General features: G+C 66.5%; 9 protein-coding genes. 3 read left to right on the top strand and 6 right to left on the bottom strand.

Annotated elements, in window-relative coordinates; translation table 11 throughout:
• Position 1: 1 nt before the first annotated feature.
• Positions 2-8,755, bottom strand: coding sequence for a Rib/alpha-like domain-containing protein (locus CAFEL_RS08425; protein ID WP_194559715.1), 8,754 nt, complete (start codon positions 8,753-8,755; stop codon positions 2-4).
• 232 nt (positions 8,756-8,987) lie between these two features.
• On the opposite strand from CAFEL_RS08425, the gene holA reads away from it, so the two are divergent.
• Positions 8,988-9,923 (top strand): DNA polymerase III subunit delta, encoded by a 936-nt coding sequence (gene holA, locus CAFEL_RS08420; RefSeq protein ID WP_194559860.1) that lies wholly within the window; start codon positions 8,988-8,990, stop codon positions 9,921-9,923.
• Positions 9,920-10,567, top strand: coding sequence for a LysE family translocator (locus CAFEL_RS08415; RefSeq protein WP_194559714.1), 648 nt, complete (start codon positions 9,920-9,922; stop codon positions 10,565-10,567). The genes holA and CAFEL_RS08415 overlap by 4 nt, the downstream gene beginning before the upstream one ends.
• On the opposite strand, the gene CAFEL_RS08410 is transcribed toward CAFEL_RS08415, so the two are convergent.
• The 4 genes from CAFEL_RS08410 to CAFEL_RS08395 form a co-directional block, all read right to left on the bottom strand.
• Positions 10,564-11,550, bottom strand: a complete 987-nt coding sequence (locus CAFEL_RS08410) for a CE1 family esterase (protein WP_194559713.1) — start codon at positions 11,548-11,550, stop codon at positions 10,564-10,566. The genes CAFEL_RS08415 and CAFEL_RS08410 overlap by 4 nt on opposite strands.
• A gap of 91 nt (positions 11,551-11,641) precedes the next feature.
• A complete protein-coding gene (gene rpsT / locus CAFEL_RS08405; RefSeq protein WP_034998260.1) occupies positions 11,642-11,905 on the bottom strand; it encodes a 30S ribosomal protein S20 in 264 nt (87 codons plus the stop codon).
• Positions 11,906-12,093: 188 nt separating this feature from the next.
• Complete coding sequence (locus CAFEL_RS08400) at positions 12,094-12,600, bottom strand: type II toxin-antitoxin system PemK/MazF family toxin (RefSeq protein ID WP_290171989.1); 507 nt, start codon at positions 12,598-12,600, stop codon at positions 12,094-12,096.
• Positions 12,601-12,633: 33 nt separating this feature from the next.
• Positions 12,634-13,503: a CPBP family intramembrane glutamic endopeptidase gene (locus CAFEL_RS08395; RefSeq protein ID WP_194559712.1), complete on the bottom strand. Its 870-nt coding sequence runs from the start codon at positions 13,501-13,503 to the stop codon at positions 12,634-12,636.
• A gap of 46 nt (positions 13,504-13,549) precedes the next feature.
• Here CAFEL_RS08395 and lepA point away from each other — a divergent pair, with 46 nt between their 5' ends.
• Positions 13,550-15,424 (top strand): translation elongation factor 4, encoded by a 1,875-nt coding sequence (lepA, locus tag CAFEL_RS08390; protein ID WP_194559711.1) that lies wholly within the window; start codon positions 13,550-13,552, stop codon positions 15,422-15,424.
• On the opposite strand, the gene CAFEL_RS08385 is transcribed toward lepA, so the two are convergent.
• Positions 15,425-17,416 (bottom strand): hypothetical protein, encoded by a 1,992-nt coding sequence (locus CAFEL_RS08385; protein ID WP_194559710.1) that lies wholly within the window; start codon positions 17,414-17,416, stop codon positions 15,425-15,427.
• Between the last annotated feature and the right edge of the window lie 11 nt (positions 17,417-17,427).

The following is a 17,427-nucleotide window of genomic DNA, read 5'->3' as shown; positions in this document are numbered from 1 at the left end:
GCTACTTCTGGCTGCTGGACTCGGAGCTCAGTTTCTCGCCCGGGGTGCAGTTCTTCCACAGCAGCGTGACAACGAGCGCTGCCACGGCGACCGCGCCGGCGCCGCTGATCACTGTCTCGTGCTCGCGGCCGAACGCCTGCAACTGGCGGTTGATGCTGTCCACCTGTTGCGCAACATCCGGGTTGTACAAGCCCGTCTTCTGCTGCAGCTGGGTGTTGAAGTCCTGCAGCGCTGCGCTTGCCTGCTGCGAGAACTCGTCGACCCACGGCAAACTGACCTGCGAGCCGATCGCGATCGGGATCAGTGCGAGCAGCGGCAGCCCGAACCCGACGCCGGTGGCGATGCAGCGACCGCGCTCCTCCTCCGTCAGTGCCGAGGACCCAGACGGCGCAGGGGCCGTGTCGGTGGGCTTTTCGGGCACCGGAGCGGGCTCGGTGACGGTGACGTCGATGACCGCGTTGCTCGGGTCCTTGTCGGGGCGGGTGATTTCGACCTCGACGGGGTAGGTGCCCGGCTTGACGTCTTCCGGCGGGGTGACGATGACGTTGCCGTCGGGTTTGACGTCGACCCAGTCGGGCACGCTGGGTGCCGGGGTGACGGTGGCGTCGTCAGGCAGTGCCGGCGCCGGGATCTCAGTGGTGCCGCCCGGGGTAACGGTCACCTCCGGCGGGTAGACGTCGGTGGGCTTTTCGGGCTCGGTGACGGTGACGTCGATGGTGGCCTTGCTCGGGTCCTTGTCGGGGCGGGTGATTTCGACCTCGACGGGGTAGGTGCCCGGCTTGACGTCTTCCGGCGGGGTGACGATGACGTTGCCGTCGGGTTTGACGTCGACCCAGTCGGGCACGCTGGGTGCCGGGGTGACGGTGGCGTCATCTGGCAGTGCCGGCGCCGGGATCTCAGTGGTGCCGCCCGGGGTGACGGTCACCTCCGGTGGGTAGACGTCGGTGGGATCTTCAGGCACGGGAGCGGGCTCGGCCGGCACAGATGCCGGGTCGAACGGGTTGGTGCCCTTGTTCACCTCGTCCTCGTTGGACACACCGTCGCCGTCCCAGTCGGAGACCTGCGCCATCGGCGTGCCGTCGACCGCCACGAGAGTAAACCGGGCGGTGACGTCCTCGTCGGCGGGCACGCCTGGGCGGTAGGTGACGGTGACGTCGGCGGAGGCGTCGAAAAGCGATGCGAGCTCCGCGACCGACTCCTTGCCGGTGTACAGCTTCGCCAGCGCCTCCAGCGTCGGACCCACTGCGGTGATGTTGCCGCGGGTGTCCGGGTCGGAGATCTGCCACAGCCCGTTGTGGTCGTGCGTAGCGGTGATGTGAGCCTCGGAGACATCCGGAGCGACCTCGAAGGTCAAAAGCGCCGTGCCGGAACCGCCGAGCGCGGCGGCGACGGGGTCGCCGTAGCCCGGGTTGTAGGGCATCTCGGCGGTGACCCGGATTTCCTCCGTCTCGTACGAGCCGTCCGGGTAGCGGATGGTCACGGTGGTGGTAAAGACATCGCCCGGTGCCGCATCCGCAGGCAGGGTGACGTAGGCGGTGCCGTCGTCGGCGATGACGAACTCCGGGTTATCCACGGTGAAGGTGGTGCCCTCCGGCATGGCGTGGTCGCCGACCTGCGGCAAGGTCACCTTGGCGCCTGGCTGGGCGTGGGTCTGGTTCCAGAACGGGGTGTGCGTGGTGGACAGCGATTCACCCACGGTCAGGGTGGTCTCCACGACGTCCTTGGTGCCGTCCGGGTAGGTCACGGTGATCGACGCTGTCTGCTCGCCGGGCACGGAGGTGTCCGGCTCGGTGGTCCACTTGATGTGGGTGCCCGGCGGGAAGGTGTCGGCGTTGACGACGGCGGTGGTGGCCGAAGGGGCGTCGACAAGCTGCTGCGTAAATACCGGGCGGGTGACAGGCTGGTGGGACTCGTTCATCGGAGTCGAAGGTGCCTCGATGACGGTGACCTCCACCGGCACCCGGTCCTCGGTCTTGTCCGGGTAGGTCACCACCACAGTCGCGGTAGTGGTGCCAGGTGTGGAGGTGTCGGGCTCGCTGTCCCAGGTGATGGTGGTGCCGGCCGGCAGGTCGGACGCGTTGGCGATAGCGGTGGCGGCGTTCGGCGCAGGAGTGTCCACCACGGCCTGGATGCCCTGGCCCTGCGGGTCGTGCGTGTCGGCCTGGCTTGCCACGTCAACGGTGACATCCACGGTGTCGATGGAGCCGTCCGGGTAGGTCACCACCACCGTGGCCTGCTTTGCGCCCGGAGTAGAGGTGTCCGGGGCGGTTTCCCAGCCGAATGTGGTCCCCGCGGGCAGGTCGGCCACGTTCGCCACGGAGTTTCCGGCCTGCGGCACATCGCCGCTGGTGACGCTCTGGTCCTTTCCAACCGGGTCGTGCTGGTCGTTCATGGAACCTACGGCAACGTGGACGTTGACCTTGTCGGTGGTGCCGTCCGGGTAGGTCACCACCACCGTGGCATCCTTCGTGCCCGGGGTAGAGGTGTCCGGCGCGTCCTCCCAAGTAATCGTGGTGCCCTCGGGGAGCAGCTCCGGGTTGGCAATAGACGCGGACGCCTCAGGGGCATCGCCCTCCTTCACGGACTGGTCCTTACCGGCCGGGTTGAACTGCTCGGACTGCTCGCGGACGCTGACCTTCACCTTCACGGTCTCAGTGGAACCGTCGGGGTAGGTCACAAGCACCTCGGCGTCTTTGTCGCCCGGGGCGGAGACGTCCGGCTCGGTCTTCCAGGTCACCGTGGTGCCGGCAGGCAGCTCGGAGGCGTTGGCAATCGAGCCGGTGGCCGCCGGCACTTGTCCGTTGTTGGTGCTCTGCGGCTGGCCCTCCGGGGAGAACTGGTCGGCCTGGGAGCGCACGGCAACGGTGACCTTCACAGTGTCGGTCGTGCCGTCGGGGTAGGTCACCAGCACCTCGGCGTCCTTATTGCCCGGGGTGGAGGTGTCCACCGGCTGAGTGAACTCGAAGTGGGTGCCAGCCGGCAGGTCGTCCACGTTGCCCACGGAAGCGCGCGGCACGACGCTGTCGCCGACGTTGACGGTCTGCTCGCCAGCGCTCGGGGTGTGCTGCTCGTTCATCGGGGTCTTCGGCGCCGCGACAACGTGGACGGTGACCGGGACGCGGTCCACCGTGCCGTCCGGGTAGGTCACCAGCACGACGGCCGGGACGTCGCCGGTTGCAGAGGTATCCGGCGCGACCGACCACGTGTAGACGGCATCGGCCGGCAGCTCCGCCACGTTGGCGATGGCGGTGCGCGCCGGCGGCGCGTCGGCGCCTTCGACAGCGGTGATGTCCTGGCCGGCAGCGTCGTGCTGGTCGGTGTGGGTGCGCACGATGACCTTCGTCGGCACGCGGTCAACGGAGCCGTCCGGGTAGGTCACCACGACAACGGCGTCCTTCACGCCGGATGTCGAGGTGTCCACCGGCTGCTCCCAGGTGAGGTTCGTGCCGTCCGGCAGGTCGCCGGACACCGACGCGCGCGGGTCGGCGGCCTCGCCCTGGTTGACCACCTGGTCGGTGGCTGTGGGCTCGTGCATCGCGGCGTCGTCGCGCACCTGAACCACGACCGGGAGGGTCTCCGTGGTGCCGTCCGGGTAGGTCACCAGCACTTCGCCGGTCTTCTGGCCGGGCGAGGAGGTGTCGGGCGTGGACACCCAGGTGAACTCGGTGCCGTCGGGAAGCTCGCCGGCGTTGTCCACGGAGTCGGCGGCCTGCGGCTGCGCGCCCTTGTCCACCACCTGCAGCCCCGCGTGCGGGGTGTACTGCTGCTCGTTGGAGCGGACGCTAACGGTCACGCTCACGGTTTCGCTGGTCCCGTCGGGGTACTCCACGCGCACCACGGCGTCCTTCACACCGCTGCTCGAGGTATCCGGTGCGCTCTCCCACGTCAGCTTGGTGCCCACCGGCAGCGAATCCGGGTTCACAATGGAGGCGGCAGGCGCGGGGTCTTCGCCGATGTTGACGGTCTGCGTTCTGCCGGCGGGGGCGTAGTACTGCTCGTCGGTGCGTACGTTGACCTGCACGCTGACGCGGTCGACGGAGCCGTCCGGGTAGGTCACCAGCACCACCGCGTCCTTGGTGCCGGAGGTCGCGGTGTCTACGTGGGATTCGAAGGTAAAGGTGGTGCCTTCGGGCAGGTCGTTTGCGTTGCTTATCGACGCCTTCGGGTCCACCGCAGCATCCCTATCCACCGTCTGCGGCTGGCCAGTCGGCTCGTTCGCGTCTGCAAGTGGGCTCACAACGATCTGGGTTGTGACCTCCTCGGAGGAGCCGTCCGGGTAGGTGACGGTGATGGAGACGTCCTGGACGCCGGGCTTGCTGGTATCTGGTGGCGTCTGCCAGGTGTAGGTCGCGCCGGGCAGGTCGTCGGTGTTGGCGATGGAGTCCTCCGGGCGCAGGTCCTTGGCGCCGTTTTCCACGGTGCGCACCTTGGGTGCGGGCGTGGAGGTGTCGGCCTGCGGCCGCACGGTGACGGTGACCTCGACGGTGTCGGTGGAGCCGTCGGGGTAGGTCACCTTCACGGTGCCGGTCTTGTCGCCGGGGGAGGAGGTGTCAGGCGTGCTGTCCCATTCCACCTTCGTGCCGGCCGGCAGGTCCGAAAGGTTGCCGATGGATGCGGCGGCGTCCGGGGTGGCGCCGTTGTCCACGGTCTGTTCCGCGGCGGCGGGGGCGTAGTCGTCTGCAAGCTGGGTGACGGTGACCGTCACGGTGATGGTGTCGACCGTGTCGTCCGGGTACACCACGCGCACTTCGACGTTGTCGAACGTGCCGGGCTTGTCCGTCGACGGCGGGTTGACAAACTCGAAGTGCGTGCCAGCCGGCAGCGAGTCCGCGTCTGCCACGGCATCGCGGGCGTTCAGCGCGCTGGTGGCCTTGACGGTGACATCCTGGCCAGCCGGATCGTTGGTCGTGTTCATCGGCTCGGCGGGCTTCGGTGTGACGTTGACCTTAACCGGCACGTCCTCGGTGGAGCCGTCCGGGTAGGTCACGCGCACGACCGCGTCCTGGGTGCCGGTTGCGCTGGTGTCCGGCTCGGTGGCCCAGGTAAAGGTGGTGCCGGCGGGCAGGTCGCCGTTGTTGGTGATCGCCGACTCGGGGTACGCCTCGGCGCCTTCGACCACGTCGATGTCCTGGCCCACGGGGGAGTTGCTGTCCGCCTGCGGGCGCACCGTGACGGTTGTGGTGACCTTCTCGGTGGAGCCGTCCGGGTAGGTGACAACCACGGTGACCTCTTGCTTGCCCGGCTTCGAGGTGTCCACCGGGTTCTCCAGCGCGAGCGTGGTGCCTTCCGGCAAGTCGGCCTCGTTTGTCAGCACGTCTTCCGGGGTGACTGCTTGGCCGTTGTCGACGGTGATGTCGGCGCCCTTCGGGTCAGTGGTGTCCGAAAGCGGGCGCACGGTGACCTTCACCGGCACTGTGTCCACGCTGCCGTCGGGGTAGGTGACGATGACGTTGGTGGTGTACGTGCCTGGTTTGTTGGTCGAAGGCTGCGTCTCAAAGGCGAACTTGGTGCCCTCCGGCAGGTCGCCCGCGTTGGTGATGGAGTCCTTCGGGTCCAACGTGCTGCCGTTGTCCACGGTGTGGTCCTGGCTCTCGGGGGTGAGCGCGTCGGCCTGCGTGCGCACAACAACGCTCACCGGGATCTTTTCGGTGGACCCGTCGGGGTAGGTGACCACCACAACGGCGTCCTTTGACCCCGGCGAGGAGGTGTCGGGCACTTCCTCCCATTCGAACGTGGTGCCCTTCGGCAGCGATGCGATGTCGGCGATGGAGTCTTCCGCCTTCGGGGTGGCGCCGTTGTCCACGGTCTGCGTCTTCGCCGCCGGGGCGTACTGGTCCGCCTGGGTGCGGACCTCCACTTGCACCTTGACTTCGTCGGTCGTGCCGTCGGGGTAGGTCACGCGCACGACGCCGTCTTTGGTGCCCGGCGTGGAGGTGTCCGGGGTGGTGGCCCATTCGATGCGGGTGCCGTCGGGAAGTTGCTGGTTCGGCAGCAGGGACAGCTCCGGGGCGAGTGTCGTGTTCTGGTCCACCACCTGTGCCGCGGGCTGCGGGGCGTACTGCTCGTTTTGCGGGGTGACCGTGACCTTCACGGGGACCTTGTCCACGCTGCCGTCCGGGTAGGTCACCACCACAACGACATCCTTGGTGCCCGGCGTCGTGGTGTCCGGCGCCTTCTCAAACTCGAAGGTGGTGCCCTCCGGCAGCTCGCTTGCGTTGCTTATCGACGCCTCCGGGTCCACCTCAGCCCCATTGTCCACCGTCTGCTGCGTCCCGGACGGGTCGAACTGCTCCGCCTGCGTGCGCACGTGCACCGTCACCGGCACGCGGTCCACGGTGTCGTCGGGGTAGGTGACAATGACGTAGGCCTGCTTGTCGCCGGACGTGGAGGTGTCCACCGGCGACTCGAAGCGGTAGAACGTGCCGGCCGGCATCTCGTCCGCGTTGGCGATGGCTGCGTGGGCATTTGGGGTATCGCCCAGGTTGACCGTCTGGTCCTGACCGGCCGGATCGTTGGTCTGGTTCAGCGGCTTCGCGGGCGCCGGGGTGATGCGCACCGTCACCTCCACGCGGTCCACCGAGCCGTCGGGGTAGGTGACCAGGACTACCGCGGGGAAGTCGCCCTCCTTGTCGGTGGACGGCGGTGTTTCCCAGCTGTAGGTCGCGTCCGCCGGCAGGTCCACCACGTTGGCGATGGCGGAGCGCGCCTCCGGCACAGAGGTGCCCACGATGGCCTCGGTGGTTTGGCCCTGCGGGGTGAACTCCTCCGCCTGCTGGGGTGGCGTGACGGTGACTTTGGCGAAGACCGTCTCCTGCGAGCCGTCCGGGTAAACCACCTGCACGGGGATTGTGTACTCGCCGGGCGCGGTGCCTGCGGGCGGGTTGGCGGTGAACCCGCCGGTGCCTGCATCCGAAGCTGCTTGCGTGGTCCAGCCGGAAACGGGGGCACCGGAGGCGTCGGCAGGCGTGCCGAAGGTGAACTTCGTGTCCGCCGGAACGGACGTGTCCGTCTGGTTCAGTGTGACGGCCTTGCCGGGGAAGGTTTCCTTGGCACGGTAGGCCGGCTGGCTCACTGCGTTTTGGCCCTTGGCCACGATAAAGGAGTCAGACGCGAGCAGGTCGTCGATGCCGCTGTAGAGGGTCGCCGAGTACACGGTTCCGGCGGCGGCAGTGGGATCCGTGGACACCGGGAAGGTGCACGCGTTCGCGTCCGAAAGCGAGGACACCGGGCACTCCTTGACTACCTCGCCTGTGGTTTCGTTGCGCCAGACGATGCGGTTGCCCGGCACCGGCGGCAGCGTGCCCGTGACATTGAGCTGCGCCGTGCCGTTCAGCGGCGACGGGTTCAGCAGCTGGTCGTAGTTGGGAATGTCCAACTTCACCGGCCCGTAGGGCACGACCGCGAAGCCGAAGTTGTAGAAGTTGTCCGGCGCGGGGTTCATGCCCGGCACGATGGCCGCGGCGGGGTGGGGAGCCTCGCCGGCGTTGTCGTTGTACTCCTGGAACACCGGAGTGGGGAAAGGAGAATACGCGTTGACCTGCTGGCCGTTCTGGTCCGTGATCCACATGTACATGCGCGAGTTGCCGGAGAGTTCCTTGTAGCCGGTGCGCAGGGTGTACTGGCCGTTTTTGTCGGTCTTTCCGGTGACGGTCACCGCGATCGGTTCCTTGCCAGCAGCCCGCATTTCCTCGAGCATGGCCTTGATAGCGCCCGCTCGCTGCGCCAGCGTGATCTTGGAATCTTTTTCAATGGCCTCGACGCGCTTTTGGGCTTCGGGGGTCAGCACCGAAGCGAAGACGTTGTAGCCCTCGAGGTTGGTGTCGCCGTCGCCCGTGTTGCGGGTTGGCGGGCCGACCTTGCGGTCGCCCTTGAGCGTGTCCATCCACACGAAACCGGAGATGGTGTCAGTGACAGAAAGCGTGGTCGCCGGGTTGTTCAGCGGGCCAAGGGGATCGACCTTGACGTTGGGGGCGGACATGTAGCTTTTGGCGGGGTCTACCACCTCGGTGAGGAAAATGCCGGTGCGCTGGATATTCTGGCCAACCAGCTGGAACATGCCGGACGCGTCCGCGGGGTACTGGCCAGAGCCCGGCGCCACGCCGACCCAGGAGTTGGGCACGATGCCGCCGGATTGGCGGGTGTAGACGTACTGGTTGCCCGTATCCGGGTTGACCAGGTCTTTTTCCGCCACCCACAGGCGGTACGCCTGCTGGCCGTTGCCCACGCCGGAGGCGTTGAACAGGTGCGGTTTACCGTTGGCGTCGTAGAAGGAAACGTAGTTGCCCTTTTTATCCTTGACCAGGTTGCCGTTTGCGTCGCGCATGCGCAGGTCGAAAGCGTAGGCGCCGGCGGCCTGCCCCGCCAGGGCCTGGGACTGAGCCGCGTAGACGGGGGAAAGCGTGCCGTCGGAGTCGCGGAACTGCATGAACACCGTGACACCGTTGAGACCCATGGAGTCGCTGATGCTCGACGGCGCGGTTGATTCCATGACGCCGACGCGCCCGGAGAGCAGGCTCCCGGCGTTAGTGAGGTCGGTGGCGCTGTTGACGTAGCCGTTTTTGATGGCGTCTGCGTCGATGGTTCCAGCCGGTGCAGACCACTTCGAGTCGGCCGGGCTGCTGTTGGTCACAGCCTCAGCTTCTGGGGCAGTGTCGGGGGAGGCCACCGCATGTGTAAGCGGGGCAACGGTGGCGAGGGCAAGTGCGGCGGCAGCGATGGAGGTGCCGCGTCGACGGGACGTCAGGTGCGTGCTCAAAAGGGGGTCCTTCTGTTGTGTTGTGCCGGTCCGGTACTGGCGCGCGGATGCTCGCGGGCGGTGACGCTTTGCGCAGTCTCCAATTCAAGTATGAAGACTCACTGCGGAAATTGCCAGGGTTTTACGGATACTAAAAACATTGCCAGGGTTTTACGGGGACTAAAAACCCTGTGGGTTGTGGGGAATACCCCGGTGCGGAGTCGCTCTGTGGGAAGTGGGTGCAGGACGTAAGATGGCGCGCATGCTCAACCCCGTGCACCTGGTGCTCGGCGAGGACGATTTCCTCGCCGAACGCGCAACCAAAGCCATCGTCGCCCAAACCGGCGAGGGCGTGGAGGTGACCACCTTGCGCGCCGGCGATGTCTCCGAGGGCGAGATCGCTATGGCCACCAGCCCGTCGCTGTTCGCGGAGGACCGCGTAGTGGTGGTCAAGCACGCGGAACTCGCAGGCAAGGAACCCACCGAGATCCTCCTGCAGGCGTGTGTGAACCCCGCGCCGGGCATCACGCTTATCGTCGAGCACACCGGCGGCGGACGCCAAAAGGCGATGGTGAAGAAGTTTGCCAAGGTCGCCGAGGTGCACAAGGCTGATGCGCTGAAAGACAACGAACGCCGCTCCTGGCTGATGGAGGAGTTCCGCAGCCACGGTGTGCGCCCCACCCCGGACGTGGCCGCCGCGGTGCTGGAATCGGTCGGCTCGGACCTGCGCGAGCTTGCCTCCGCCGTCAGCCAGCTGGTCAGCGACACTGAGGGCGAGCTCACCGTCGAGTCCGTGCGTGCCTATTACGTGGGCGTGGCTGAGGTCGCCGGCTTCGACATCGCGGACCAGGCGGTGGCGGGACGCGCGGACCGGGCGCTCGCCTCCACGCGCCGCGCGCTGCAGCTGGGCACCAGCCCGGTGTCCATCGCGGCGGCGCTCGCACGCAAGGTCGGCGACATCGCCAAACTGCACGGCGTGCGCGGCAACCCGGACCAGTTGGCGCGCACCGTCGGCATGCACCCGTACGTGGCGAAAAAGACCATGCAGGTGGCGCGCCAGTGGAGCGGGGATGCGGTGTCCCACGCCGTGATCATCGTCTCTGACCTCGACGCCGAGGTGAAAGGCCAAGGCGGCGACCCGGAGTTCGCCCTCGAAAACGCGGTGCGACGCATCGCGGAGCTGGCATGATCGCGCCGGGCGATCTCGCGGTCATCGTCGGGCTCAACCTGGTCGGTGCTGCCGCCCCAGGCCCGGACATGGTCCTGCTCATGCGCACGGCAACCCGCTCGCGGAAGCACGCCTGGGCGACCAACCTGGGCATCCACACCGGCGCCGCGCTGTGGTTCACGCTCACCGTCGTGGGCGCGGCGGCGCTGTTGCACGCGGTGCCGCAGGCCGTCGCCGCCATCCAGATACTCGGTGGTGCGGCGCTGATTTGGATGGGCCAGCACAACCTGCGCGGCGGGCTGCGCGACAGGCACGATCCACCCGCGGATCTGGAGGAAGCGATGCAGCGGTTGGGCTCGGTGCAAGCTGCCTATCGACGAGGCGTGGCCACCAACCTGGCCAACCCCAAAATTGTGGTCGCGCTGACCGCCATGATCGCGCCACTTTTGCCCGCGAACCCCTCACTGGCAACCGCGGTGATTGTCATCGCCGCGCTCTGGCTCAGCTCGTTCGCCCTGTTCGGGGCGGTCGCGCAGATCACCTCGGCAGAACGTGTGCGCCGGAAGTTCCTCCGCGCCGGGCCCTACATCGACATCGTCGCCGGCGCGTTTTTCATGGTGGTCGGCGCCCTGCTCATCGCCCGCGGGCTGGCCGGCGTGGTCTAGAGGTAGCGGCGTAAAAACTGCGCCGTCTGGCGCGTCGCGCTAGGCGAGTCGAACCAGGTGTGGCCGCCGCCCTCGACGCGCTCGATGCGCACAGGCTCAGCACAACCGACGAAGTCGAAGGTGGTCACCCCGGCGGAACGGGACTGCGTGGTCAAAAGGTAGCAGTCGTTCTTGCGGGCGAACATGCGCGCCACATCCTCCACCGACTCGTAGGAAGCGCCGTGGCGGGTACCGCCGTCGTAGCGCACCACGCCGTCGTTGGTGCCGTGCATGATCATCGTCGGCACTTCACCGCTTGTGCAGCCGGTAACGGTGGGGGAGTAGAACGCGCCCGCCACCGACGCAACGCCGCGCACCGTCTCCGGGGCGCGGCAAGCCAGCGCGGCGACCATGCCGCCGCCGTTGGACAAGCCCACGGCGACGGTGCGGGAGGTGTCGGCGTTGTAGCGCGAAGCAACGTCGTTAAGCACGGCTTTTGTGTACGCGACATCCTCTTCGATGCTGGTGTCCGCGTACGGCGCGCCGCCCCAGGCGTTGTCCACGCCCTGGCCGTAGACCACGATCGCGTCCGGGAACTGGCTTTCCAGGTTGGAGTAGTCGTGCATGTTGGCAGACGTGTGGTGCCAGCCGCCGAAGCCAAGCACCACCGGGTAGGACTTCTCCGAGTCGAAGCCGCGCGGCAGCACCACGTCGTAGGTGCGGTTGCGCCCGTCAACCTGCAGCGTGTGGGTGTGCTCGCGCGAAGGCGAGGTGACCTTGCCGTTTTTCACCATCGGAATTGCGATGGCGATGCTGGCCACCAGCGCCGCCAGCACCCCGAGCGCGCGCACCTGATCCGGGTCCACGCCCGGGGCGTAGCGGGCCAGCAGCGCCTCAAACTCGGGGGAGGAGCTTAACTGCTGCGCCTCGGCCGGCGCGACCGGCAACGACAACGACAGGGAGGTGGCAAGCGCAGCTGCGAGCGCGCGGCGGGAGTGTTTCACAGCGGGTACATCGATTCTTGGTTCAAAGGGGTTTACACACGAAACGCCCCGTGCACCAGTTGAGCGATGCACGGGGCGAAACACGATGGAATTAATCCATCTTGTTCAGGGCGCGAGCCATGTTGGACTTCTTGTTCGCCGCGGAGTTGCGGTGGAACACGCCCTTGGTCACAGCCTTGTCCAGCTTGCGGGAAGCCACGCGCAGCTGCGCCTCAGCGGCAGCCTTGTCGCCGGACTCCACAGCCTCGCGGAACTTGCGGATCTCCGTGCGGGTGGCGGAACGGACGGACTTGTTGCGCTGACGACGCTTCTCGTTAGTGAGAACGCGCTTCTTCTGCTGCTTGATGTTAGCCATTATGAAATACCTCTTGGTTTCTCAATCGAACACGGATGTCGTCGCCCCAGCCGGGCGAAAACGCGCACTGCTTTGGCTATGAACGCGAACCCAAGGTCCTGCCCGCGTAGCAGCACGCACCCGAAAGTGGCCGGAGACGGTCAACTTGAGCAGGATAACATCCCGTCTCTACCGGGACAAACTGGCCTTTAGAGCCACTGGAAGCGCTCGCGCAACGTGTTCGCCACACGCTCGAAGCGGCGCTGCGGCACGGTTGTGCCGCGCCGGTGCACGTCGGCCTCCGGCACAACGAGGGTCTTGTCCAGGCGCACCCAGCAGGGTTGGCCGGATGCGTCCCAGTCGCCGGGGCCGATTTCAAACCAGCGGTCGTCTTCCGCGTGGCCTTCCTCCGGGGAGATGAGCAGGCCCAAGATGTCGCTGTGCTCCCGGCCGACCACCAGCATCGAGCGCTCTTTCGGCGGGTGCGACGGCACGGTCACCCACACCACCTCGCCGGGTTCGGCGCCGCCGTCCATGTCGGGGGCGTAGTAGACGTTGCGGGGCACCGAGCCGGTGGGGCGCACGTCCATGCGCGAGGCGCGCTTGCGGCGTATCTCAATCTGGTTGGCCACCCGGTCGTGCAGCAGAGCCAGGCCCTGGTCGAGCGATGCCGTGCGGGGTCGCGCACTTTTGCGCTTAAATCGCTCGAACGCCACGTTGGCACCTCCACATTGCAGTTACCTGCAACCTTAAGCTGTCTCGCCTGCTGGGACAAGAGGTTTCTGCTGATCTGCTGAAACTCCTTTGAACGCCCACAGCAGCAGGATGGTGCACGCGATGGTCATCAGGGAGGCCCCGAGCATCTGCTGCAACCCGATCTCCGTGGCGTTCGGGTCGAGCATGTCTACCGCGCCGGAGCAGAAGAACACGGTATTGCCGATGGCGTGTAGCGCGATCCCGGCCTCGAGCCCGCCGGTGCGCCACGTCAGCACCGCGGTGCACACGGCAAAGACAGCGATATCGGTCAGCCCGATCCAGTTGTAGGTGTGGCTGGCGACAAACAGCACGCCCGGCAGCGCGTAGGCGAGCCACGCCGGCGCGCGCCACTGCCCGAGGATCTGCGGCAGCGCGCCGCGGAAGACGTACTCCTCGGCCGCGGACTGCAACGGCACGGCGATCAACAGGGCCGCGATCAGGGTCAACCGGAACGGGTTGAAGGTGGCTTCGGCGGCGGCGCCCCGGAGGACGTCGATAAGCAAAGATACTGCGTACACCGCACCCACCACCGCGAGCGAGCGCCCCAGCACACCCCACCGCAGCCGTAATGCAGTGCTGTGCAGCGCACGCGGGCGGCGGCCGGCGATAAGTGCTGTGAGAAACGGCGCCGGCAGGATCGCGGCGATGAGCAGCACCTGGACCAGCGGGGTAAGCGGATCCGTCGTGCCCGACAGCAGGTCCAAATAGTTCCGCCCGCTCAGGCCCGCCGCCAGCCCGAGGAGCAGCGAGGAGATAGCCACGAAGGCGATGACCAACCCCATCAGCGCCAGAAGTTCAATCAGCGCCCGCCACCACGCGGCGGGCCGGGTGCGATCAGCGAGTCCGAGACGGTGGTAAGGCATGGTGCATACCGTAGCGCGAGGATACGCAAAGTAGGATGTGGCAACTATGGCCGCCAAATCGACAAACTTTGCAGAGGAAACGTTCACGGACCCCGCCCGGATCCGCAACTTCTGCATCATCGCGCACATCGACCACGGCAAGTCCACGCTGGCAGACCGCATCTTGCAGCTGTCAAACGTCGTCGACGAGCGCGAGATGCGCGACCAATACCTCGACAACATGGACATCGAGCGCGAACGCGGCATCACCATCAAGGCGCAAAACGTGCGCCTGCCGTGGGTGCCCAAGACCGGCGATCACGTCGGCGAGCAGATGGTGCTGCAGATGATCGACACCCCGGGCCACGTCGACTTCTCCTACGAGGTCGCCCGCAGCTTGGACGCCTGCGAGGGGGCAATTTTGCTTGTCGACGCAGCCCAGGGCATCGAGGCGCAAACCCTGGCCAACCTGTACATGGCCATCGACAACGACCTCGAGATCATCCCGGTTCTGAACAAGATCGACCTGCCGGCGGCGGACCCGGAGAAGTACGCCCTGGAGATCGCCAACATCATCGGCTGCGAACCGGAGGATGTGCTGCGAGTCTCCGGCAAAACCGGCGAGGGCGTGCCGGAGCTTCTGGACCGCGTGGTGGACCTCGTTCCGGCTCCTTCTGCCCCGTCGGGCGCGGCGGAGCCTGACGCCGACGCGCCGGCGCGTGCGTTGATTTTCGATTCGGTCTACGACACCTACCGCGGCGTGGTCACCTACATCCGCATGATGGACGGCAAGCTCGAGCCGAACCAGAAGGTGCTGATGATGAACACCGGCAAGACACTCGAGATCCTCGAGATCGGCGTCGTCTCGCCCACGATGAAAAAGACCAAGGGGCTAGGCCCCGGCGAGGTGGGGTACCTCATCACCGGCGTGAAAGACGTGCGCGACACCCGCGTCGGCGACACCGTCACCTGGGCTTCCAAGGGCGCTGAGGAACCGCTCGAGGGCTTCGAAGAGGTCAAGCCCATGGTGTACTCGGGCCTGTTCCCGGTCAGCCAGGAGGACTTTCCCACGCTGCGCGAGAGCTTGGAGAAGCTGCAGCTTAACGACGCCTCTCTGACCTGGGAGCCGGAAACCTCCGTCGCGCTGGGCTTCGGCTTCCGCTGCGGATTCTTGGGCCTGTTGCACATGGAGATCACCCGCACCCGCCTGGAGCGCGAGTTCGACCTGGACCTGATCTCCACCGCGCCGAGTGTGACCTACCGCGTGGTCTCCGAGGACGGCACCGAACAGCTCGTGCACAACCCCTCGGACTGGCCCAGCGGCAAGATCCCCGAGGTCTACGAGCCGATCGTGAACATGACCATCATCGTGCCCCAGGAGTTCGTCGGCTCCACCATGGAGCTGTGCCAGTCCAAGCGCGGGCAGATGAAGAACATGGAGTACCTCTCCGAGGACCGCGTGGAGCTGCGCTACATCATGCCGCTCGGCGAGATCATCTTCGATTTCTTCGACATGCTGAAATCCCGTACCAAGGGCTACGCCTCGCTCAACTACGAGGAGGCTGGCGAGCAGCTCGCGGACCTGGTCAAGGTGGACATCCTGCTCCAAGGCGAGCCGGTGGATGCCTTCTCCGCCATCGTGCACAAGGACTCGGCGCAGTGGTACGGCAACAAGATGACCAAAAAGCTCAAGGAGCTCATCCCGCGCCAACAGTTCGAGGTGCCGGTTCAGGCCGCCATCGGCTCGAAGATCATCGCCCGCGAAAACATCCGCGCGCTGCGCAAGGACGTGCTGTCCAAGTGCTACGGCGGCGACATCTCCCGCAAGCGCAAGCTGCTGGAGAAGCAGAAGGCCGGTAAGAAGCGCATGAAGAACATCGGCTCGGTCACCGTGCCGCAGGAGGCGTTCGTGGCGGCGCTGTCCACCGACGGCGAGGAGTAGCTACTCCTCCACGAAGCGGAGGTGGCGTCCCTGCTTCGTGGCCTTCCTGAACATCGCCTGCAGGGCCCACACCAGTGCGAACATCAGCACGAAGATAATCAGCCCCATGGCGAGGTTGCCCCACAGGCCCTCCCAGCCGGCGGCCTCGGCCCAGTCCGGGGCACCGATGGCCGCGGCGACGAAACCTAAAATCAGGTTCATTGCCTCGGAGCGCTTCGCCTCCGCCTCGGCGATTTCGCCCGAGACCTGCTCGAACTGGGTACGGATCACGCCTTGGCGGGACTTGACCTTGGTGTCGAAGTCGTCGCGTAGCTGGTCGAAGCCGGTGGCGCGCTGCAGCCCCTTGAGCACGCGGGTGTCGATGTCGCGGCCCGGCACGCGCCTAAACCACAGCTTGTCGCGGATCTCAATGTGGTCCAGCTGCAGCTTCTCCAGGCGCTCCAGGTCCGCCTGCAACGCTTGGCGCTGCACCTGCTCCGTGCCAGCGGCGCCATCTGCACGGCTGGTGTGCGCCGCGGAGTCTCCGATGATCTTCAACGACTTGCGCAGGTGCGTCTCGCCCGCCTGGGCGCGCATCTGCAGCATCACCAGGTCCACGAACCGGGTGTTGGCCAAAGACCAGTAGCGCATGCCTTCGCGGCTGGCGGATTTGCTGCGCACCATGCCCACGCCGGATTCGGACGTCATCACGGTCCAGGACGACAGCTTCGCCGCCACAAACCCGCTTAGCGCCTCGGGCGTTTGCAGCGGCACCTGCTCGGGGTAGGAGTCCGCCCCGGTGAGGATCTGCCAGGCCCACTGCTCGTGCCACTTCCAGGTGCTGTCTGGGTCGTCGAGCACCAACGGAGCGTCGATACGCGAAGGCACCGAGCCGTTGTTGCCCTCGCTCAAGGTGTCCAGCACCGATTCCGGCTTCGCGGGGTTGGGAATGGCCATGGCCACGCGCTGCGGGGCGGGCAACGTGAATGTGCTCGAGCGCTCGCCTTCGCAGGTGGCCACGAGCCCGCCGCTGGTGGACAGCTTCATCGAGGTCTCGCGCCCGAGCGCAGAATCGATTTCGCGCACGGCAATGTTGACGAACTTGGTTAGGGCGTACAGCTGCGGCGGGCTGTAGTCGTAGTCGCCGGCGCGGTCGTAGAACTGCACCGAGTTGCGTGGCTTGGTCAGCGCGGCGCTCAAGAACCCCAGTGTGGCCGAGGAGAGGTTCTCCGCCACCACGTTGAGCACCAGAAAGTCGCTGACCACGTGCGCCGGCTCAGGCACCTTGGCGGCCAAGTTGGTCAGGTGCAGGTCGTGGAACTGCAGCACCTCCGCCGACAGCAGCCGCAGCGTCGCAGTGCCGTGGCTGTCGCGCGTGCCGCGAACCTGGTCCTCCCACGCCACCTGATGGTCGTAGTTGACCAGTTCGAAGGCGGTTTCGTTGGGGACTTCGTCGAAGACGATGTGGTGCGCGGCGATCGCGGGGTCCCAGCCCGTGCCAGCCAGCTCCATCTCTTCGGTGGCAGGGGCGTTTGCTTGGCGACGCCTCCGGTTAGCCTCAACCACCTCATCCAACTCCGAGTGGTCGAACACCTCCCGGTTCGCGTGCGGGCGGGTGTCCGCGGTGCGTTTCACGTCTGCGTCGACGGAGCCCGCGCCCACGGCGTCGTGCACCGGCTCCAGGAACCGGTTGCGTACGTCGTTGTAGTAGGGCCGGCCGCCTTCGACGATGACGTCGCCGTAGTAGCCCTCGCGCTCGTCGGGCTTGCGGAAGACACCTTCTTCCGGGTCCCACATGGGGTTTTCAATGGTGCGCAGCCCCTTGTCGCGGCCGTAGGCCCAGCCGCGTGTACCCAGGTCGAACGGTGCGCCGTCGCGAGTCAGGCTCGCGGCTTCGGGGATGGGCAGCACCAGAGAAAAGGACGCCAACCGCCACTCCGGTAGCATCGTTGCACTGAACGATTCCGGGACGAGGAAATCGTGTCCGATGTCCTGGTAAGAACGCACTTTCATAGTTGGAGGGT

It is taken from the genome of Corynebacterium afermentans subsp. lipophilum, from assembly GCF_030408375.1.
GTDB classification, from domain to species: Bacteria; Actinomycetota; Actinomycetes; order Mycobacteriales; family Mycobacteriaceae; genus Corynebacterium; species Corynebacterium lipophilum.
The sequence above is the reverse complement of the archived record's forward strand: the minus strand, read 5'-3'. Positions and strand labels throughout refer to the sequence as shown.